The 20,725-nt window shown below is 69.8% G+C and carries 14 protein-coding genes; 5 read left to right on the top strand and 9 right to left on the bottom strand.

Features of this window, described 5'->3' with window-relative positions; all coding sequences use genetic code 11:
- The first annotated feature begins 125 nt into the window (after positions 1-125).
- The gene (locus FWJ67_RS08230; RefSeq protein ID WP_304173002.1) at positions 126-2,000 is read left to right on the top strand and encodes a DUF342 domain-containing protein; all 1,875 of its coding nucleotides are present in this window, start codon (positions 126-128) and stop codon (positions 1,998-2,000) included.
- A gap of 269 nt (positions 2,001-2,269) precedes the next feature.
- The gene (locus FWJ67_RS08225) at positions 2,270-3,175 is read left to right on the top strand and encodes an NAD(P)H-binding protein (RefSeq protein WP_304173000.1); all 906 of its coding nucleotides are present in this window, start codon (positions 2,270-2,272) and stop codon (positions 3,173-3,175) included.
- 37 nt (positions 3,176-3,212) lie between these two features.
- Here FWJ67_RS08225 and FWJ67_RS08220 read toward each other — a convergent pair whose 3' ends face one another.
- From FWJ67_RS08220 to FWJ67_RS08200, 5 genes are all read right to left on the bottom strand, one after another.
- Complete coding sequence (locus FWJ67_RS08220; RefSeq protein WP_304172998.1) at positions 3,213-4,115, bottom strand: NAD(+)/NADH kinase; 903 nt, start codon at positions 4,113-4,115, stop codon at positions 3,213-3,215.
- A 64-nt stretch (positions 4,116-4,179) separates the two neighbouring features.
- Complete coding sequence (gene uvrC / locus FWJ67_RS08215; RefSeq protein WP_414482694.1) at positions 4,180-6,132, bottom strand: excinuclease ABC subunit UvrC; 1,953 nt, start codon at positions 6,130-6,132, stop codon at positions 4,180-4,182.
- 4 nt (positions 6,133-6,136) lie between these two features.
- Positions 6,137-9,088 (bottom strand): excinuclease ABC subunit UvrA, encoded by a 2,952-nt coding sequence (gene uvrA, locus FWJ67_RS08210; protein ID WP_304172994.1) that lies wholly within the window; start codon positions 9,086-9,088, stop codon positions 6,137-6,139.
- 55 nt (positions 9,089-9,143) lie between these two features.
- A complete protein-coding gene (gene uvrB, locus FWJ67_RS08205; RefSeq protein WP_414482007.1) occupies positions 9,144-11,228 on the bottom strand; it encodes an excinuclease ABC subunit UvrB in 2,085 nt (694 codons plus the stop codon).
- 286 nt (positions 11,229-11,514) lie between these two features.
- Complete coding sequence (locus tag FWJ67_RS08200) at positions 11,515-12,789, bottom strand: S41 family peptidase (RefSeq protein ID WP_304172558.1); 1,275 nt, start codon at positions 12,787-12,789, stop codon at positions 11,515-11,517.
- Between the two features lie 741 nt (positions 12,790-13,530).
- On the opposite strand from FWJ67_RS08200, the gene FWJ67_RS08195 reads away from it, so the two are divergent.
- Positions 13,531-15,096, top strand: coding sequence for a sensor histidine kinase (locus FWJ67_RS08195; protein WP_304172559.1), 1,566 nt, complete (start codon positions 13,531-13,533; stop codon positions 15,094-15,096).
- Positions 15,097-15,100: 4 nt separating this feature from the next.
- On the top strand, positions 15,101-15,802 hold the full coding sequence (locus FWJ67_RS08190; protein WP_304172560.1) for a response regulator transcription factor: 702 nt from the start codon (positions 15,101-15,103) through the stop codon (positions 15,800-15,802).
- A gap of 52 nt (positions 15,803-15,854) precedes the next feature.
- On the opposite strand, the gene FWJ67_RS08185 is transcribed toward FWJ67_RS08190, so the two are convergent.
- Positions 15,855-16,505, bottom strand: a complete 651-nt coding sequence (locus FWJ67_RS08185) for a DUF1614 domain-containing protein (protein ID WP_304172561.1) — start codon at positions 16,503-16,505, stop codon at positions 15,855-15,857.
- A gap of 214 nt (positions 16,506-16,719) precedes the next feature.
- On the opposite strand from FWJ67_RS08185, the gene FWJ67_RS08180 reads away from it, so the two are divergent.
- Entirely contained in the window at positions 16,720-18,213 is a 1,494-nt protein-coding gene (locus FWJ67_RS08180; protein ID WP_414482006.1) for a bifunctional metallophosphatase/5'-nucleotidase, read from the top strand.
- Between the two features lie 173 nt (positions 18,214-18,386).
- Here the strand turns inward: FWJ67_RS08180 and FWJ67_RS08175 are convergent, their stop codons facing one another.
- The 3 genes from FWJ67_RS08175 to FWJ67_RS08165 are packed head-to-tail and all read right to left on the bottom strand — an operon-like array spanning position 18,387 to position 20,715.
- The gene (locus tag FWJ67_RS08175; protein WP_304172563.1) at positions 18,387-19,385 is read right to left on the bottom strand and encodes a nucleoside recognition domain-containing protein; all 999 of its coding nucleotides are present in this window, start codon (positions 19,383-19,385) and stop codon (positions 18,387-18,389) included.
- Positions 19,382-19,981, bottom strand: a complete 600-nt coding sequence (locus FWJ67_RS08170; protein WP_304172564.1) for a TetR/AcrR family transcriptional regulator — start codon at positions 19,979-19,981, stop codon at positions 19,382-19,384. Before FWJ67_RS08170 ends, FWJ67_RS08175 begins: the two co-directional genes overlap by 4 nt.
- A complete protein-coding gene (locus FWJ67_RS08165; RefSeq protein ID WP_304172565.1) occupies positions 19,978-20,715 on the bottom strand; it encodes a class I SAM-dependent methyltransferase in 738 nt (245 codons plus the stop codon). The genes FWJ67_RS08170 and FWJ67_RS08165 overlap by 4 nt, the downstream gene beginning before the upstream one ends.
- Positions 20,716-20,725 lie beyond the last annotated feature (10 nt).

Raw genomic sequence — 20,725 nt, 5'->3', positions numbered from 1 at the left:
TCCGTTTCCCCCACCCTCTCACGCCTTTCCTCCCCAGGGAGCCCCTTCCTGCCAACGCAGGATTTGCCAGAAGACGAAAAGAACCTCTTCTACGCTGGAGAGGGGCATCGGAAGGGGGGCTCAGCATGGTGGACCAGCCCGAGCGCGACGTGGCCGAGCGCGCGGCTTCTGCCCACCTGCCGGCCGAGCCCGCTGGGGACGGGGCGGGCAACCCGGATGAAGACCGGGACGGTCTCATCGAGGTCCGGGACGGGAAGCTGCACCTGGAGCCGCCGCGTGGGGTGGGCGCGGTCCCCACGGTGGAGCCCGGACCGGGTGTCCAGCTCCGGGTGGCCGGTCAGCTGGCCGTCGGCCGGGTGCCCGTCCAGAACGTGGACGACATCGAGGTGATCCTGCCCCACGAGCCGGCGGAGAGCCGGCTGGAGGTGGAGGTCACCTCCGACCGGATGGAGGCGTACGTCACCTGGGTGGTGAAGCCGGGCCGCACCTGGCGGTTGCGCGCGCACCCGCCCGCCCACCACGTGGTCCTCCACCCAGAACTGGCCGAAGAGGAGCCCCTGCCCCCGCTCACTCCCGCGGACGTGGCCCAAGCCCTCCGGGAAGAGGGTGTCCTCTACGGGCTGATCGAATCCGCCATCGCCCAGGTGCCGGAGAAGCCCAACCAGCGGGTGAAGGTGGCCCAGGGGGTGCCCCCCAAGGAGCCCAAGGACGGCCGGATCCGCATTCCCGTCGTGGAGGCGGCCCGCGCTCGGGAGGAAGAGCTGAAGAGCCAGGCGGAGCACGCCCAGCGGCTGGAGCTGATCCGGGAGGTCTCCATTCCCTCGGTGATGGCCGGCGAGGTGGCCGCCTACTGCGAGCCCCCGGAGCCCGGCGCGCCCGGGCGGAACGTGCTGGGCGAGGAGGTGCCCGCCCGCTCCCCCCGCTCGGTGAACCTCATCGCCGGCCCCGGCTGCCGGGTGGAGGGGGGCCGGGTCGCCTACGCGGAGCAGACAGGGCGGCCCGAGCTCCGGGGCGAGATGATCCAGATCATCCCCCTCCACGAGATCCGGGGCGACCTCACAGCCAAGCGGGGCCACGTCCGGTTCGACGGCGACATTCTGATCGGCGGCAACGTGACCGAATCGGTCCGGGTCGAGTCGGGGGGCCAGATCCGGGTGCTGGGCTCGGTCAGCGGGGCAACCCTGGCGGGCTTGACGGGCATTCTGGTCCAGCGGGCGGCCATCAGCTCCCAGCTGGTGGCGGGCGGCTCCTACGCCTTCGCCGCGGAGCTGATGGGCCCCCTGGATGACGGCATCCGCCTCCTCTCGGAACTGCGGGGGATGGTGGCCCAGGTGCAGCGGCGGCTGCAGGAGCAGGGGGCCCCCACGGTGGGCGTTCCCCCCACCGAGCGGACCCTGGTGGAACGGCTCCTCCACCTCAAGTTCCGCCAGCTGCCGGACCGGCTGGCCCAACTGGGCAAGCGACTCCTGGAGCACCCCTCCCTCCTCAACGAGCAGGTCCAGGTGCTGGCCCAACGGTTGGCCCGGGGCTTCGCCTTGGGGATCCGGGACGGGAGCCTGTTGCCCCTGGACGAGCCCATTGAGCTCCTGACCACCCTCCGGCAGCAGCTCCAGCACCACCCGGCCCGGTCTGCCTCCATCACCGTCGACTCCCTGCAGAACTCCCGCCTCGTCGCCAGCGGCACCCTCCATGTGACGGGGAAGGCCATCTACAACTCCCAGGTCTACGCCCGGCTGGGGGTCCTGGCCCCCAGCGCCCAGCTCATCGGGGGGTCCCTTCGGGTCCAGTCGGGGCGGGTGGAGCTCCACTCGGTAGGCGCCGAGGCGGGGACCGTCACCACGCTGGAGTTCGTCGAGGACGGGGTGCTCCACGCCCGGCGGATCCTCCCCAACGTCCACCTCCGCATCGGCAAGGCGAGCCGCAAGGTGGAGCAGGAGGTGGAGTGGGTCCGGGTCCGCCTGGACAAAGAGGGCGAGATCGTGATCGAGCCCGACCGGTAAGGCGAGCCCTTTCGGCAAGACGGTCCCCGTTCGTAAGGGCCGCGGCCGCCGGCCGGGATCCGGCGGCGCGCCTTGCCCGCCGTAGGGCCGCCGGCCGGGCCCCTTCCATAAGGCCCGCCGTTGCCTGAATCCTCGCCCTCGCCTGCCAAGAGCCCCGCCTTCTGGCCAAGGGCGAATCCGGGCCGCCCCTTTGACCGGGACCCCAGGACGGGGTATGCTGGCTCCGAAAAGGGGCGGCCTCGGGCCGCCGAGGAAGAAGGGCACATGCAGTGATCTTGGTCACGGGCAGTTCAGGCCTGGTGGGCCGGGCCGTCGTCCGACAGCTGATGGGACAAGGCTTGCCGGTACGCTCCCTGGTCCACGAGGCGCCCATGCCGCGCCTTTCCCGCTTCCCCGGCTCCGAGCCCGAGCAGGTGGTGGGCGACGTGCGGGATCCGGGCAGCCTGCAGGCCGCCTGCGAGGGCGTGGAGACGGTCATCCACCTGGTCGCCGTCCTCCGGAGGCGCCGGGACGGCGATTACCGGGCCATCAACGTTGAGGGCACCCGCAACCTCTTGGCCGCTGCCGAGGCGGCCGGGGCCCGGCGCTTCATCTTGGTGAGCGCGCTGGGGGCCACGCCCGACCCTCGCTACGCCTACGCGCACTCCAAGTGGCAGGCGGAGGAACTGGTCCGGGCCAGCAGCCTGGCGTGGACCATCTTCCGGCCCTCCCTTCTCTTCGGCGAGGGCGGGGGCTTCTTCGAAAAGCTGCGGCAGAGCCTGCGCTTCTCCCCACCGGGGCTGGCCTTCGTCCCCCGGACCCAGGCCCGGTTCCAGCCCCTGGCCGCGGCGGACCTGGCCCGGTGCATCCGGATCAGCCTCACCGACCCCTCCACCCACGGGGAGACCTTCGAGCTGGGGGGCCCTCAGGCGTACACCCTGGCTGAGATGGCCCGGCTCCTCCTCCGGGTGATGGACCGGCACCGGCTGGTGGTCCAGGTGCCCATCCCCGTGGTGCGGCTGGCCGCCTGGGCCGGCAGCCGCCTCATCAATGAGCCGCCCCTCACCCAGCAAGAGCTGGAGCTCCTCACCCTGGCCGGCCCCACCGACCCCGACCTCATCCCCCGCCGCTTCGGCTTCCAACCCCAGGAGCTGGAGGCGGGGCTGGAAGCCCTCTACGGCCCACCCACCCCCTAGGCCGCCGGACCTCCAGGGGACCTCCGCCCCACCCGTCCTACTCCCGAGCCTGGGCCGTTCCCCAGAGGACCGCCTCCACCCGCTTCAGGTAGGAAAAGCCCGGCAGGTACGCGAGGCGGACGCCCCCGTCCAGCCAGCGGACCGTGCAGCGCAGGAAGTTCTCCGCGATCACCATGCCGTCGGCCGTCAAGCGGGCGGGGCGGTCGTGGGGGCGCAGGTTGACGATCTCCAGGTCGTGGCTGGGCGGCAGGACCAGGGGGGTGTCCACGTAGCGGGTGTGGATGGAGTGGTGCAGGTTGAGCCCCACCAGCTGGAAGGCGGCCAAGGAGGGGTGGATCATGGGGCCGCCCGCCGCCCGGGCATAGGCCGTGGAGCCCAGGGGCGTGGCCACCACCAGGCCGTCGCCCACCACGGGCGCCATCTCCAAGTCGGCCACCTTCACCGAGAGGGTGAGGGTGCGGGGGCTGGCCCGGTCGGCCACCAGGTCGTTGAGGCAGAAGATCTCCTGGGCCTCCAGCTCCTCGCCGGCAGGGCTGGCCGGCTGGGCCGCCACCTGGAGCAAGGGGGCCTTCACCTCCACCCAGGCCCCGGCCCGCAGGTGCTCCACCGCCTCCTCCAGCCCGTCCAGGGCCACCGCGGAGAGGAAGCCCAGGTGCCCCGCGTTCACCGAGAAGAAGGGGACGTCCCACACCCGGAACCGGCGGACCGCGTCGAGGAGGGTGCCGTCACCGCCCACGGTGACCACCAAATCGGGTCGCTCGGCCAGATCGGCGGCCCTCTGGGGGGTGACCACCTCCAGGCCGCCGGCCACCAGGGCTTCGGTCAGGCGCTGCCGGGCCTCCACCCGGGGCCCCTGGCTCCAGCCGCCAAACAGGGCCACCCGGCGGGGCGGGCCAGGCCGGTGTTGCTCGGGGATCGAACCCCGCTGGTCCCGTTCCATCTGACGCCCCCCTTGCGGTCTGCCTCGTCTGCGGTTCGCCTCGTGGGCGGTCTGCGTGAAGGGATTAACGGAGCTCCTGGTAGATCCGTTCGGCCACGGACCGGGGAAGCCCTGGCACCGCGTACAACTCCTCCAAGCTTGCCTCCCGGATCCGTTTGAGGGAGCCGAAGTGGCGGAGGAGGGCCTTCTTCCGCTTGGGGCCCACCCCTTGGATCTCGTCCAGGGCCGAGCGGCTCGTCTCCGCGTCCCGCAGCTGGCGGTGGTAGCGGAGGGCGAAGCGGTGGGCCTCGTCCCGCACCCGCTGGAGGACGTGGAGGGCCGGGCTGTGGCGGTCCAGCTCCAGGGGATCGGGATCGTCCTCCACGAAAATCTGCTCGAAGCGCTCGGCCAGGCCGATGACGGGCAGATCCTCCAGGCCCAGCTCCTGCAGCACAGCCCGGGCCGCGTTGAGCTGGCCCTTGCCCCCGTCGATCACCACCAGGTCCGGCCGGGCGGCGAAGCGGGCCTGGGCCATGAGTTCCTGCCGGCGGGCGGCCGCCTGCTCGGGATCCCCTTGGGCCACCAGGCGCTCGATCTCCTTGGTCTCCTGGAGGTAGTTGGTGAACCGCCGCCGGATCACCTCGGCCATCATCCGGTAGTCGTCGGGGGTCTCGCCGCTCCGGATCTTGAACCGGCGGTACTGGCTGGGATCGGGCTCGCCGTCGGTGAGGACCACCATGGAGGCGACGGCCTGCTGGCCGTGCAGGTTGGAGATGTCGAAGCACTCGATCCGCCGCGGGGGCCCTTCCAGGCTCAGATGCTCGGCCAGGGCCGCCAAGGCCTGCTGGTTGCGGCTCTTCTTCTGCCCGCTCAGGGCCTCGTGCTCCTGCAGGGCGAGCCGGGCGTTCTCCACCACCATCTCGATCAGGGCCCGCTTCTCGCCCCGCTGGGGCCGGCGCAGGCGGACCTTGCCCCCCCGGCGCTGCTGGAGCCAAGCCACCAGCACGTCGGCATCTTCCGGCTCGACGGGGACCAGGATCTGGGGCGGCACCAGGTCGGCCCGCTCGTAGTACTCCCGGAGGAAGGCGCCCAGCACCTCCGCCTCCTCCGTCTCGGGCGTCACGTCGACGAAGAAGCTCTCCCGCCCCACCAGCTTCCCGCCCCGGACGAAGAAGATCTGCACACAGGCCGTCTCCCGGCCCACGGCCAGGCCCAGGACGTCCTGGTCGGAGGTGTCGGTGGTGGAGACGATCTTCTGCCGCTCGATGACCGTCTCCAAGCCCCGGATCAGGTCCCGGATCCGGGCGGCCCGCTCAAACTGGAGCTCCGCGGCCGCCGCCTCCATCCGCCGGGTGAGCTCGGGGATGAGGGCCTCCTGGCGGCCCTCCAGGAAGAGGAGCACCTGGTCGATGATCTTCTGGTACTCCTCCTCGCTTTGGAGCCCCGCACAGGGCGCGCCGCAGCGGTCGATGTGGTACATGAGGCAGGGCCGGTAGTTGAGCTCGCCCGACAGGTCCAGGGTGCAGGTCCGCACCGGGAGGAGCTTCCGGATGAACTGGAGGGTCTCCCGGACCGCGTGGACGTTGGTGTAGGGGCCGAAGTAGCGGCCCCCGTCGTTCCGCTTCCGGCGGACCAGGATCACCCGGGGGAAGCGCTCCTCCAGGGTCACCTTGATGTAGGGGTAGGCCTTGTCGTCCCGGAGCCGGACATTGTACCAGGGCCGGTACCGCTTGATCAGGTTGGACTCCAGGATGAGGGCCTCAACTTCCGTGTCGGTGACGATGTACTCGAAGTCGGCGATTTGGGCCACCATCGCCGCCACTTTGGCGCTCCCCGGCCCTCGCCCGTGCCGGGAGGGCTGGAAGTAGGAGCGGACGCGCGCGCGCAGGGAGACCGCCTTGCCGACGTAGATCACCTCGCCGGCGGCGTTCTTCATCAGGTAGACGCCCGGCTGGCTCGGAAGGCGGGCCAGCTTCTCCTCCAGCCGGGCCCGTTCCTCTCCGGCGCCCGGCGCCCGGTCGGCCATCTCGAGGCTCATACCTTTATGGTACCACGGCCCTCGAGCCTTCGGCCACCTGGGCGGCGGGCGCTTCCGAGGCGGAAAGGGCCTTGGCATGGCCCTTCCTTGCGGGCGGGAGGGTGCCCGCCTTCTCCAGGATGGGCCGGAGGAACTGGCCCGTGTAGGAGTTGGGGTTGAGGGCGACCTCCTCGGGCGTCCCCTGGGCGACCACCCGGCCGCCCCGGTCGCCGCCCTCAGGACCCAGGTCGATGATGTAGTCGGCGGTCTTGATGACGTCCAGATTGTGCTCGATGACGATCACCGTGTTCCCCTGGTCCACCAGCCGGTTGAGCACGTCCAGCAGGTTCCGGATGTCGTGGGTGTGGAGGCCGGTGGTGGGCTCATCGAGCACGTACAGGGTGCGGCCCCGGCTCCGCCGGGAGAGCTCCGTGGCCAGCTTCACCCGCTGGGCCTCCCCGCCCGAGAGCTGGGTGGCCGGCTGGCCCAGCTGGATGTAGCCCAGCCCCACGTCCCGCAGGGTGCGGAGCTTGGGCTCCACCTTGGGGATCAGGCCGAAGAAGTCCAGGGCCTCGTCCACCGTCATCTCCAACACGTCGGCGATGGTCTTCCCCTTGTAGGTGATCTCCAGGGTCTCCCGGTTGTACCGCTTCCCCTTGCAGACCTCACAGGGCACGTAGACGTCGGGCAGGAAGTGCATCTCGATCTTGATGATGCCGTCGCCCTGGCACGCCTCGCACCGCCCGCCCTTCACGTTGAAGCTGAACCGGCCCGGCTTGTAGCCCCGGGCCCGGGCCTCGGGCGTCATGGCGAAGAGCTCCCGGATCCCGGTGAAGGCCCCGGTGTAGGTGGCCGGGTTGGACCGGGGGGTGCGGCCGATGGGCGACTGGTCGATCTGGATCACCTTCTCCAGGTGCTCCAGCCCGTCGATCCCGTCATGCTCCCCCGCCCGCACATTGGCCCCGTTCAGGTCCCGGGCCAGCTGCTTGTAGAGCACCTCGTTGACCAGGGTGCTCTTGCCCGAGCCGGACACCCCCGTGACGCAGATGAAGAGTCCCAGGGGGAACTCCACGTCGATGTTCTTCAGGTTGTGGGCCCGGGCCCCCCGCACCCGCAAGACGGGCCGCTCCCCCTTCTCCGCCGGGGTGTACCGGCGGATCTGGGGCACGGGGATGGAGCGGCGCCCCGACAGGTACTGCCCCGTGAGGGAGTTGGGGTTGGCCGCCACCTCCGCGGGCGTCCCCTGGGCGACCACCTCGCCGCCGTGCTTGCCGGCACCGGGGCCGATGTCCACCACGTAGTCGGCTTCGGTGATGGTCTCCTCGTCGTGCTCCACGACGATGACCGTGTTCCCCAGGTCCCGCAGGCCCTTGAGGGCCTCGATCAGCCTCCGGTTGTCCCGCTGGTGGAGGCCGATGCTCGGCTCATCCAGGATGTAGAGGACCCCCACCAGCTGGGAGCCGATCTGGGTGGCCAGCCGGATCCGCTGGGCCTCGCCCCCCGAGAGGGTGCTGGCCGCCCGGTCGAGGGTGAGGTAGTCCAGGCCCACGTCCACCAGGAAGCCCAAGCGGGCCTTGATCTCCTTCAGCACCTGGCGGGCGATCATCTGCTCCCGCTCGCTGAGCTCCAGCTCCTCGAAGAAGCGGAGGCACTCCCGGACCGAGAGGCGGGTCACCTCCACCAGGTTCTTGCCCCCCACCAGGACCGAGAGGCTCTCTTTCCGGAGGCGGCCCCCCTGGCAGACGGGGCAGAGCTGGGAGGCCATGTACTGCTCCACCTCGCTCCGACCCCAGTCGGACTGGGCCTCCCGGTGCTTCCGCTGGAGCCAGGCCATCACGCCCTCGAAGGGCGTCTCGTAGACCCGGGCCCGGCCGTGCTGGTTCCGGTAGGTGAAGCGGACGTTCTCGCCGCCGGTGCCGTAGAGGAGCACCTGGATCTGCTCCGGCGTCGCCTGGCTCAGGGGCTTCTCGGGATCAAGGCCGATCCGCTCGCAGACCGCCTCCAGCACGCTCCAGAGCCAGCGGCTGTGGCTGTTGGCCCAGGGGAGGATCCCCCCATCCCGCACCGACCGGCGCCGGTCCAGGACCAGTTCGGGGTCCACCTCCATGCGGATGCCCAGCCCGTCGCAGCCCGGGCAGGCGCCGAAGGGGCTGTTGAAAGAGAACATCCGGGGCGTCAGCTCGCCGAAGCTGAAGCCGCACTGGGGGCAGGCGTACTTCTCGCTGAAGAGGAGCTCCTCGGGCTCCACCCCCTCGCCCCCCAGCACCTGGACCACCACCAGCCCGTCACCCCGGGCGAGAGCCGTCTGGAGGGAGTCGGCCAGGCGGGTCTCGATCCCCTCCCGCACGATCACCCGGTCGACGACCACCTCGATGGTGTGCTTCTTCTGCTTCTCCAGCTCGATGGGCTCATCCAGGGTCCGCACCTCGCCGTTCACCCGGACCCGGACGAAGCCTTCCTGCCGGACCTCCTCCAAGAGCTTCTTGTGCTCGCCCTTCCGGCCCCGGACCAGGGGCGCGAGGATCTGCATCCGGGTGCCCTCGGGGAACTGGAGGAGGCGGTCGACGATCTGCTCCACCGTCTGCTGGGCGATGGGAATCTGGCAGTTGGGGCAATAGGGCTGGCCGATCCGGGCGTAGAGGAGGCGGAGGTAGTCGTAGATCTCCGTCACCGTCCCCACCGTGGACCGGGGGTTGTGGCTGGTGGTCTTCTGGTCGATGGAGATGGCCGGCGACAGCCCCTCGATAAAGTCCACGTCCGGCTTGTCCATCTGGCCCAAGAACTGCCGGGCGTAGGCCGAGAGGGACTCGACGTACCGCCGCTGGCCTTCCGCGTAGATGGTGTCGAAGGCCAGGGACGACTTCCCCGACCCCGATGGCCCGGTGAAGACCACCAGCCGGTTGCGGGGAATCTCCAGATCGATCCCCTTTAGGTTGTGCTGGCGAGCCCCTCGGATGATGATCTTCTCCTGGCTCAACGGTGCATGCCCCCTCACGCCGTACGCCCAACCTGCTCAGCCCGGGCCGTGCCCCTCAGTGCCAGCCGTGGAGCTGCCCCAGGCCCGTGAGCACATCCCGCAGCTCCTTGATCTCGTCCCGCAGCTCGGCGGCCCGCTCGAACTCCAGCTTCTTCGCCGCCTCGTACATCTGTTCCTCCAGCTCCTGGATCTGGCGGGCCAGCTCTTCAGGCCGCATGGCCTGGGCCCGGCGGCGGATCCGCTCGGCCTTCTCCGCCTCCTGCCGGGCCTCTTCCTCCCGGGCGTCCTGCACGATGTCTCGGATCTGCTTCCGCACGGTCTCCGGGGTGATGCCGTGCTTCCGGTTGTACTCCAGCTGGATCTCCCGCCGCCGGCGGGTCTCCTCGATGGCCGCCCGCATGGAGTCGGTGATCTGGTCGGCGTAGAGGATCACCCGGCCGTTGACGTTCCGGGCCGCCCGGCCGATGGTCTGGATGAGGGAGGTCTCGGAGCGGAGGAAGCCCTCCTTGTCCGCATCCAGAATGGCCACCAGGGAGACCTCGGGCAGGTCCAGCCCCTCCCGGAGCAGGTTGATCCCCACCAACACATCGAACTTCCCCAGCCGCAGATCCCGCAGGATCTCCACCCGTTCCAACGCGGCGATCTCCGAGTGGAGGTAGCGGACCCGGATCCCCATCTCCTGGAGGTAGTCCGTCAGGTCTTCGGCCATCTTCTTGGTCAGGGTGGTGACCAGCACCCGCTCGTTGCGGGCGGTCACCTGGCGGATCTCGTGGATCAGGTCGTCGATCTGGCCTTTGACGGGACGGACCACCACCTCCGGGTCCACCAGGCCCGTGGGCCGGATGATCTGCTCCACGATCCGGGTGGAGAGCCGCCGCTCGTAGGGCCCGGGCGTGGCCGAGACAAAGATCACCTGGTTGTAGTGCTGCTCAAACTCCTCGAACTTAAGCGGCCGGTTGTCCAGGGCCGAGGGCAGCCGGAAGCCGTACTCCACCAGGGTCTTCTTGCGGGACATGTCGCCGTGGTACATACCCCCCACCTGGGGGATGGTCTGGTGGGACTCGTCGATGAACATGAGGTAGTCCCCGGGGAAGTAGTCGAGAAGGCAGGCCGGGGGCTCCCCTGGCTCCCGCCCCGACAGGTGCCGGGAGTAGTTCTCGACGCCGTTGCAGTAGCCCACCTCCCGGAGCATCTCCAGGTCGTAGCGGGTCCGCTGCTCCAGGCGCTGGGCCTCCAGCAGCTTCCCCTCCCGGCGCAGCTCGGCCAGCCGCTCCTCCAGCTCCTGCTCAATGGAGGCCAGGGCCCGCTTCAGCTTCTCCTCCGGTGTCACATAGTGGCTGGCCGGGTAGATGTGGAGGGTCTCCCGCTCCCCCAGGACCTCGCCGGTGATGGGGTCGATCTCCAGGATCCGGTCCACCTCGTCGCCGAAGAACTCGATGCGGATCATGGTCTCCTGGTAAGCGGGGATGATCTCGATCACGTCCCCCCGGACCCGGAAGGTGCCCCGCCGGTACCCCACGTCGTTCCGCTCGTAGTGGATCCCCACCAGCTTCCGGAGGATCAGGTCCCGATCCCGGAAGTCGCCGTGGCGCAGGGAGAGGGTCATGGCCTGGTAGTCCTCGGGCGAGCCCAGGCCGTAGATGCAGGAGACGCTGGCGACGATGATGACGTCCCGCCGCTCAAAGAGCGCGCTGGTGGCCGCGTGGCGGAGCCGGTCGATCTCGTCGTTGATGGAGGCGTCTTTCTCGATGTAGGTGTCCGTTTGGGGCACGTACGCCTCCGGCTGGTAGTAGTCGTAGTAGCTGACGAAGTAGTGGACCGCGTTGTCGGGGAAGAAGCTCCGGAACTCCGCGGTGAGCTGGGCGGCCAGGGTCTTGTTGTGGGCCAGGACCAGGGTGGGCCGCTGGACCGCCTCGATCACCTTGGCCATGGTGTAGGTCTTCCCCGACCCCGTCACCCCGAGCAAGGTCATGAACTTCTCGCCCCGCTGGATGCCCTCCACCAGCTCCGCGATGGCCTTGGGTTGGTCCCCGGCGGGTTCAAAGTCGGAAACCACCCGAAAGGGCTTCGATTCTACCCGAGGCCGCTCAGGAAAGGGAGGCCCCGGCTCCAGAGCCTTCTTCGCCTGGACCGAACCCATGTTGCCACCTCCCGCGCCAAGAGGGGCGGGTTGGCTCCAACCCGCCCCGGCGTTGGTCATTATACCACGCCCCGCCGGACGGCGACGCCGCCCCAAACCGGCTGGAAAGGCCTCCCTTCAGGGTACGGCCCGTTCGGTGACACCGTCCTGTCAGGGAAAGGCGAACTCCGCTGCCCGAACGTCAGGGAGGCTCCCACCACCGGAGGGGAGACCTGCCTGCCCTCGGGGAAGCCTGCCTCACGCCCCTGGAGAGCCCCCAGCCCGACGCCGCCCGTGGCGGGCCCCGTCACGCCGCCTGGCGGGCGCCCGCCACCACCATGTCGCGGAGGATCTCCAGCGCCTTTTGGAGTTGGGGGTCCTCCAGATGGAGCTCCGACTCGGTGAGCCACTGGTTGATCTGCTGCTGGGTCTCGTCGTCCACGGGGACGGCCACGTCCGGCTCGATCCCCGTCTCGTGGATGAACCGCCCGCCCGCCGTCTGGTAGCGGCCGGTGGTGAGGGAGAGGCCAGCGCCCCCCGAAAGGGGGATGACCGTCTGAACCAGGCCCTTGCCGAAGGTGGTGGTCCCCACCAGGGTGGCCACGCCCCGGTCCTGCAGGGCCCCCGAGACGATCTCGCTCGCGCTGGCGCTGAACTGGTTGACCAGCACCACCATGGGCACCCGGGGGAAGGTGCCGGCGCCCTCGGCCCGGTAGGTAAAGCGCCGCTGGTCCCGGTTGACCACATGAACGATGGGGCCGTCCTCCAGGAAGAGGTCCGCCACCTCAATGGAGGCCGTCAAAAGCCCCCCGGGATTGTTCCGCAGGTCCAGGAGGAGGCCCTGCGCCCCGCCCTGGAGCACCTCCCGCACCGCCGCCCGCACCTCTGCGGTGGTCCGCTCGTTGAAGGAGCTGAGCTGGACGTACCCCAGGCGGGTGCTCCCCAAGAAGGGGAGGTCGTCGCCGTCCAGGACCGCCTTCTTGGTCACGCTGGGGACCTCGATCTCTTCCCGGACGATCTCAAAGGTGAGCCGCTGGACCTCGTCCCCCCGGCCCCGCTCCACCTCGATGACCACCGTGGTCCCCACCTCACCCCGCATGAGGCTGACCGCCTCATCCTGGGACATGAGCTCCGTCGGCTGGCCGTCGATGCCCACGATGCGGTCCCCCGCCTGCAGGCCCGCCTGCTGCGCCGGCGTGCCGGGGATGGGCGCGATGACCGTCAGCTGATCATCCCGCATCCCGACATAGATCCCCAAGCCGCCGTAGGTGCGGCCGATGTCGATTTGGGTCTGCTGGTACGCCCGGGGGTCCAGGAAATGGGTGTAGGGGTCGTTGAGGACTTTGGCCAGCATGCCGTTGATGCTGCCCGTCTCGGTGTAGGCGGCGATGAGGTCCAGGGTGCTGACCGGCTCCACATACTGGGTCCGCACCAGGGCGATGACCTCCACCAGATGGCGCAGGGAATCGCCCTCGTCGTCCGCGCCCACCTGCCGGTTGAGGACCCAAGTGAGCCCAGCCACCAGCGCCAGACCCACCAGGAGGATGACGAGGCCCTTCCGTCCTTGCCAGAACCCCTGCACGCCACCGCCCCCCGCCACCGACTTCCGTCATTATAGTCCTTTCGCGAGGCTCTCTTCAACACAATGCCCCAATCCAGCCCAAGCGGCCCGTCCCCAGCCCAGGCCCCCAGCAAACTCCCCAGGCGACGCTTGTCCCCTCCCCAGCATCGGCTCACCCCCAACGGCGGGCAACCACCGCTGGCCCCACCGGGCCCGTGCCCCTCCGGCGTGCGGCCTCACGGCCCCGGCGGAGCCAGGAGGGCGGAGCCGGGGCCGTGCCGAGCGAGCGAAGCCAGGAGGGCGGAGTGAGCGCCCGCACGCCGGAGGGGCACGGCCCCACAAAAAGAGCCCCGCAGGGGCTGGGAACCTGCGGGGCATGCCTCGGGGGATCGGGTTAGTCTCCGCAGCGTCGGTGCTGCGGTGATGGGGTGCCTTGCGGCATCCCGTAAGCGACCGGCTGGCCTGTAACGTCCGTCCGTGCGGCCGCTTGTGACGGATGGCTCCTCGGGGTGACCACCCCCTTGAGGATCCAGGCCACGTTGCACCTTCAGCCTACCGTGGGCAGGCTTTTCCCGCCATGGAAGAGCCTGGCATCTCCCGGTCCGTCTCCAGGAAAAGCCCGTGGCGATGAGGGAACCCGATCGGCACCGGCAGGGAACCGTTCCCTAGGAGGGTGCTTGGGGCCGTGGAGCGAAGCAAACCGCGACCTTTTGGACCCTTGGCGGCCCTCGGCCGCCTGTGGCCCGGATGGGAGGTGAAGCGGTGAGCACCCACAGCACCCAGCCCATCCGCGCCCGCCCCTTCTGGGCCCGCTGGCGGTCCCAAGGCTGGTCCTGGTCCCGCCTGGCCTTCCGGTTCCGGGGCCGGAGCCGGGTGGAGACCTACCCCAACACCCGGTCCACCCGGGACTGGCTTCTGGCCGCCTTCCTCATCCTCTCGGTGCTCGCCGCCCTCGCCTACGGCTTCTTCTCCTGGACCCGGATGGCTCAGCAGCTCGCGATGGAAGGCCAGACCCGGGCCCAGCTCCTCATGTCCGAGTTCCAGCGGGCCTTCCGGGAGCTGGCCCAAACGCCCCAGGACGCCCTGCGGGGCCTGCGCTACCAGCTCCTGGCCGACCGGATGGCCCTGGGCGACGTCCTCTACGCCCAGATCGTCGAGGACGGCCAGCTCAAAGGGGAGCGGGTCCGGGCGGAGGGGGTGGAGCTGACGGTGGTCCGCCCCATGCCCGGCGCCCAGCAGGTGCGGGAGATCCGCACCCCCTCGGGCCTCCATTACCTGGACGTGGTCCAAGGCTTCCCCGGACGGCCCGACACCTACCTGCGCCTGGGGTACTCCCTCGCCTCCATGGACCAGACCCTGGCCGAGCAGGGCCAGCTCCTGATCCTCCTGGGCGCCGGCTTCATCCTCTTGAGCGCAGGGCTGGCCCTCCTCCTCCACCGGCGTCTTCTGGGTCCCTTGGCCCACCTGGCCAAGCAGGTCCGCCGCTTCGGCCAGGGGGAGATCCCCGAGCTCCCCGAGGGCCCGCCCCTGCCCGGAGAGGTGGGGCTTCTCGCCCAGGAGTTCCGCATCATGTCCCGGACCATCCGGGCCCGGAACGAGGAGCTCCAGGAGATGAACCGAAAGCTGGCCGAAGCCAACAAGGTGAAGTCGGAGTTTCTGGCCATGAGCGGCCACGAGCTGAAGACGCCCCTCCACTCCATCCTGGGCCACACCCAGCTCCTGCTCGAAGGGGTGGACGGGCCCATCACCCCCGACCAGGCCCGGGACCTGAACGAGATCCGCCGCTCGGGCCAGCACCTCTTGGAGCTGATCGAGAACATCCTCCACTTCTCCAAGAACGGCGCCTCCGAGCAGATGGAGCCCATCCTCCTGGAGATGGCGCCGCTCATCCGGCGGTGCGCTGAGACGGTCAGCCTGGACGCCCGCCGCAAGCGGATCAGCCTGGTGCTTGACCTGCCACCGGCCATCCGGGTGAAGGGTGATGAGACCAAGCTGCGCCAGGTGGTCCTCAACCTGCTCAACAACGCGGTCAAGTTCACCCCCGAGGGCGGCGAGGTCCGGGTCCGGCTCCGGGCGGAGGGGGATCAGGTGCGGGTGGAGGTGGAGGACTCGGGGCCGGGTGTGGAGCCCGACGAGATGGCCCGCATCTTCGAGCCTTTCCAGCAGGGTGCCGCCGCCCGGCGGGAGTCGACGGCGGGGCTGGGCCTGGGCCTGGCCGTCGCCCGGCGCTATGTGGAGATGCACCAGGGCCGGCTCGATGTGGAACGGTTGCCCGTCAAGGGGAGCCGGTTCTCCTTCACCCTGCCCGTGGACTTCGAGCGGAGGTGAACCCATGCAAGCCCGCCTGTTGATTGTTGAGGACGACGCGGCCTCCCGCAGCCTGCTCCAGCGGTACCTGACGGCCAAAGGCCACACGGTGGACGTGGCCTGCGACGGGAGCGAGGCGCTGGCCCGCTACGTCGCCTTCGAGCCCGATCTGGTCCTGCTGGACTGCAACCTGCCCGAGCGGGACGGCTGGGAGGTGCTCAAGGAGCTTCGCCGGCTGGGCCAGACGCCCGTCATCATGGTGACCGTGCGGGACAGCACCGCCGACAAGGTGAAGGGGCTCAACCTGGGCGCCGACGACTACGTGACCAAGCCCTTCGACCTCCAGGAGATCGCGGCCCGCATCGAAGCGGTCCTCCGCCGCTCAGGCCACTCCGACGGCCAGATCTTCCGCTGCGGCGACATCCTGGTGGACGACGAGCGGAAGCACGTGGAGGTGGCCGGCCGGAAGGTGGAGCTCTCCCCCAAGGAGTACGAGCTGCTCTGCCTCTTGATCTCCCGGCCGGGGAAGGTCTTCTCCAGCGAGGAGATCCTCAACCGGATCTGGCCCGGCAAGCCCTACAGCTCCGGCGAGGACGCCAAGAAGTACATCCACTTCCTGCGGAGCAAGATCGAGGACGACCCCGAGCACCCCACCCGCATCGTCACCGTCCGGGGCTTCGGCTACAAGCTGGCTGAGCCGTCGGAGCAGGAGGAGCGCCTCGCCTGATCGGCCCGCCCCATCGCCGCCCGGCCGCCGGGGGTCGGACCAGCGGGCCGCTCTACAGGGCGGGGATGAGCGCGGCCACCACACCCACCAGGAGGATCCCATCCCGCACCCCGGCGCCGCCGATGCTCACCACGTTCGCGCCCAGGGCATCCAGGCGGCGCAGGTTGAGCAGATCGGCGCCGATCAGGGTGCCCAGCACCCCGGCGATGTAGGCCACGGGGGCCGCGTTCTCGCCGCCGAAGAGGATGCCCAGCACCGCCGCGGCCAGGGGCGGGATGACGACGGGCACCCCAATCCCCCGCCCCGGGATGATCCGGGAGACCTTGTGGACCAAGAGGGTCATGAGGAGGGTGGCCACCAGGGTGGGCCCCAGGGGCGCCCGCTGGAGCAGGTAAAGGGCTAAGAGAACGGGGATCACCGCGCCCCCCACGTTCACCGCCAGCACCCGCTCCTGGACCACGGGCGGCGTGCTGTAGTAGAAGAAGAGCCCCACGGGGAAGACCCGACCCGGGTGAATCACCCGCTCCCGCCAGACGGGGATGTTGATCAGGCTCCCCAGCACCACCGCCACCACCAGCCAGAAGGCGGCTTCCGGCGAAAGGCCCAGCACGCTGAAGCTGGTCGCGATCAGGTTGAAGTAGATGAGCGCGAGCCAGAGGGGGAGGAACAAGAGAAGGAGAAACCAGAAAGGAAAGAAAAACATGGCCATCGTCCCCTCGGTCGGGTGCGGTGCGCCTCTATTCTCGCCCACCCCTGCGTCGGGCGCAAGGGCCGGGCGCTCCTGCTCCCGGGCGAAGGGCGGGTGCGGGCGGCTCGTGACGTGATGAAGGCAGGCTCCGCCCCCGGGCCGCGCCCGGCGCACCGCCCCGGGCTGGTGGACAGGCCCCGTCGCGGGCCACTGGAACAGGAGGGAAAGCATGGTAAAGGGGTCCCATCGTTCGTCCCACCTGTGGCTTGCGCTCGCGTTGGTCGTGGTCCTGCTCTCAGGGACGGCCTCGGCCGCCCAGATCACGCTCCTCCACTTCAACGACGCCTACGACCTGCCCCCCGTCGATGAAGAGTTGGGCGGCTTCGACCGGCTGGCCACCCTGATCGACCAGTACCGGGCCCAACATCCCAACGCCCTGGTCCTCTTCGCCGGGGACCTGATCTCGCCGTCCCTGGCTTCATCGGTCTTCTACGGCAGCCAAATGATCCAGGGCATGAACGTGATCGGCGTCGACTACGCCGCCTTCGGCAACCACGAGTGGGACTTCGGTGACGCCGTCCTCCAGGAGCGGATCGCCGAGAGCGAGTTCACCTGGCTCTCCACCAATGTCCTCTGGCGGATGGGCCTCTACCCCGGCACCCAGACCACCGCGTTGGTGGAGGTGGACGGGGTGAAGGTGGGCCTCCTGGGCCTGGTCACCCCCGACACCGTGGTCCTGGCCAGCCCGGGGGAGGAGACCCGCTTCGTCGATCCCATCGTGGCCGCCCGGATCGGCGCGGAGCGGCTGAAGGCCCAGGGGGCTGAGGTGATCGTCGCCCTCACCCACCTCACCATCGCCGAGGACCGGGCCCTTCTGGCGGCGGTGCCGGAGATCGACGTCGTCTTGGGCGGCCACGACCACGACGTGACCACCGAGTGGGTGGGCCGCCAGTTCATCAGCAAGGCGGGCTCCGAGGCTCGGTACTTGGGCGTCACCACCCTGACGGTGGAGAACGGTCGGATGGTGGATGCCCGCTCGGAGATGGTGCCCGTCACCCGGGATCTGGCGCCCCACCCGGCCATGACCGCCCTCATGGCCGACTACGAGTCCCAGCTGGACGCGGCCTTGGGCGAGGTGATCGGTGAGACCCTGGTGCCCCTGGATGCCCGGAACAGCACCATCCGCCAGAAGGAGGATCCTCTGGGCAACCTGGTGGCCGACGCCCTGCGGGCCTTCACCGGGGCGGACGTGGCGGTGACCAACGGCGGCGGGATCCGGACCAACATGCTCTTCGAGCCGGGCCCCATCACCCGCCGGGACGTGGTGGCCTGGCTCCCCTTCGGCAACGTGGTGGTCACCACGGAGCTGACGGGGGCCGATCTCTGGGCCGCGCTGGAGAACGGCGTCAGCCAGGTGGAATCGGTGGCGGGCCGCTTCCCCCATGTGTCGGGGATCCGCTTCACCTACGATCCGAGCCGGCCGCCGGGCCAGCGGGTCCTCTCGGTGGAGGTGAACGGCCAGCCCCTCAACCCGAGCGCCCGCTACGTGGTGGCGACCAACGACTTCATGCTGACCGGCGGTGACGGCTACGCGGCCTTCACCAACGGGAAGGTCCTCGTCGATCCCACCTCGGGCCGGCTGATGGCGGAGGTGGTGGCAGAGTACATCCAGGCCATCAGCCCCATCTCCCTGCAGGTGGAAGGGCGGATCACCACGCCCTGATCCTTCAGGGGCGGCAGAGGGCTAGGCATCCTGAGGAAACGAAGAAGGCCAGGGCCGAGGCCCTGGCCTTTTCCATTCGATTGGCCCCGCGGATCTGGCCGAGCATCCGACCGGGCGCGGCCCCGCTGGGGAGGACCGGTCCCGGCACCTGGTCCCCCAGCACCCTGCGCCCCTCAGGGGCTTCCCGACTCCGCCGCCCGGGTCTCCGGCAGCGGCGCGGGCTGGGCGGTGCGGGTGCTCCACCGCTGCCGCGCGGCCAAGTAGAGGAGGACCAGCCCCCCCGCCACAATCCGCACCGGGAGGAGGAGCGCCGGCCCCACACCCACCGGGACGAAGAGGAAAGGATCCTCCAAGACCGAGTGGCAGGCGCCCAGGAAGAAGAAGAGCTCCCGCCCTTCCCGCTCCTTCAGGCGCCCCCGCTGGAACTGATCGATCATCACGCCGGCGCCGTAGATGAGCCCGGCAAAGAGGCCTGTCACCAGAGGCAGGGCCGCATCCCCCGACCAGCCCACCTTCCCCATCCAGGGGGCCGCCGCGTCGGACCAGCGCTCCAGCCAGCCCGACGCCTCCAGGAGCTGGATGATCAGGGTGATGGCCGCCAGGATGACCACCAAGACTACCAGGGTCTCGCCCAGATCCACCAAAGACTGCAGGAAGACCGCCCAGAAGGCCGGGGCTTCCCCGGCCACCCCGACCGGGAGCGGCGCGGCGGGCCCTCCCGCCGGGGCCGGTTCCATGCCGGCCAGGCGCGCCAGGAAGGGAGCGGTGGCGGCCGCCAGAATCCCCATGACCAGCCGGGAGAGGGCGTGGCGCCAGCCGCTGGCGCCGCCCTGGTGAGCGACGGACGCCTCCATGGGCAAGGCGTGGGCGAACTGGAGGAAGAGGGCGACAGGCAGGACCTCGATGGGCGTCATGCCCAACGAGGCCATGGTGCCGATGGCCGCATACAAGCCGGCAAAGAGGCCGACCAGGAGCGCGATGGCCGCCCGGGGACCGATCCCCACCCACTCCAACGGCGCCGCCAGCCAACGCCCGGCGATCTCGATCCAGCCCAAGGCTTCCAGGACCGAGACCAGAAGAAAGACCGGGATCATCACCCGCAGAAGCACCATCAGGGTGCGGGCGAATTGCTTCAGCCAGGCCTGCAGAAAGGCCTGGAACGCGCCGTTCATCGACCCACGCTCCTCAGAAGAATGGTGGTTAACGCCGGGATCTTCGCCTGCAACGCCTCAGGCCCGGCCTCTTCATCGAGCACCCAACGGACCAGGAGCTCGTTGAGGGCGCCGAACCAGACCGTGGCGGCCAGGGCCGTATCCTGGGGCTCCAGGTCGCCCTCGGCCACCGCCTGGTCCAGGTACCGCTGGATCAGCTCGGTGAACCGCTGGTGGATGGCCAGCACCCGCTCGGCGAAGGGCGGTCCCATGCCGATGGCGTCCACGAGGAAGATCTTGGCCAGCTTCCGGTGGCGGGAGAGGGTCTCCAGCGCCACCTCCACCGCGGCCGTTACCCGTTGGACCGCCCCCCGCTGGCCGGCGATGGCCTCGTCGACCCGCCGCTCCAGGAGGCTGGCGATCTCGTTCACCACGGCGAAGAAGATGGCTTCCTTGCTGGCGAAGTGAAAGTAGACGGCGCCCTTGGAGGTTCCCGAAGCCCGGACGATCTCATCGACCGCAGCCTGATGGTACCCCCGGCGGGAGAAGACGTCAATGGCCGCGTCGAGGATCCTCCGCCGGGTGGCCGCCTTCTCTTGAGCCCTGGACGAACTCATGACCCACCCGGCTTCCGGCCCTGATGGACGCAGACGATGCCGCCCGTCAGGTTGGTGTAACGGACCGCCTCCAGCCCCGCCGCCCGCAGGATGGCGGCCAGCCCTTCCTGGTCTGGGAAGCCTTCCAAGGATTGGGGCAGCCACTGGTAGGGGGCGGGCCCCTCCCCCCGGGAGAGGTGCCGGGCCCACGCGCCCAGAAGAGGGACCACATGGCGGAAGTAGGCCAGATAGGGCACCCGCACCAGGGGATGGGGCGGGTGGGAGAGCTCCAGGCAGACCACCCAGCCGCCAGGCCGGACCACCCGAGCCATCTCCTGGAAGGCCCGGGCCACGTCGGCCACGTTCCGCATGCCGAAGCTGGTCACCACCCGGTCGAAGCTCCCGTCGGGGAAGGGCAGGGCGAGGGCATCCCCCTCCACCCAGTGGATGGAGGCCAGTTCGGCCTGAGCCGGCCCCAGGGCGGCCGTCTTCTGCCGGGCCACCTCCAGCATGCCGGCGGAGAAGTCCAGGCCCACCACCTCCCCCCTGGGGCCCACCTCCCGGGCCGCGAGGAAGGTAAGGTCGCCCGTGCCGCAGCAGACATCGAGCACCCGCTCACCGGGCTGGAAGCCCGCCAGCTTCCGGAAGCGCCACTGCCAGTAGCGCCAAATGCCGCCAGTCATGATCAGGTTCATCCGGTCGTACCGGCGGGCGATGCCGTTGAAGAGATCCTGAACGTAGCGCGCCTTCTCCACCCCACCAGCC

The organism is Limnochorda sp. (genome assembly GCF_047459355.1).
Classification (GTDB): Bacteria; Bacillota; Limnochordia; order Limnochordales; family Limnochordaceae; genus Limnochorda.
The sequence above is the reverse complement of the archived record's forward strand: the minus strand, read 5'-3'. Positions and strand labels throughout refer to the sequence as shown.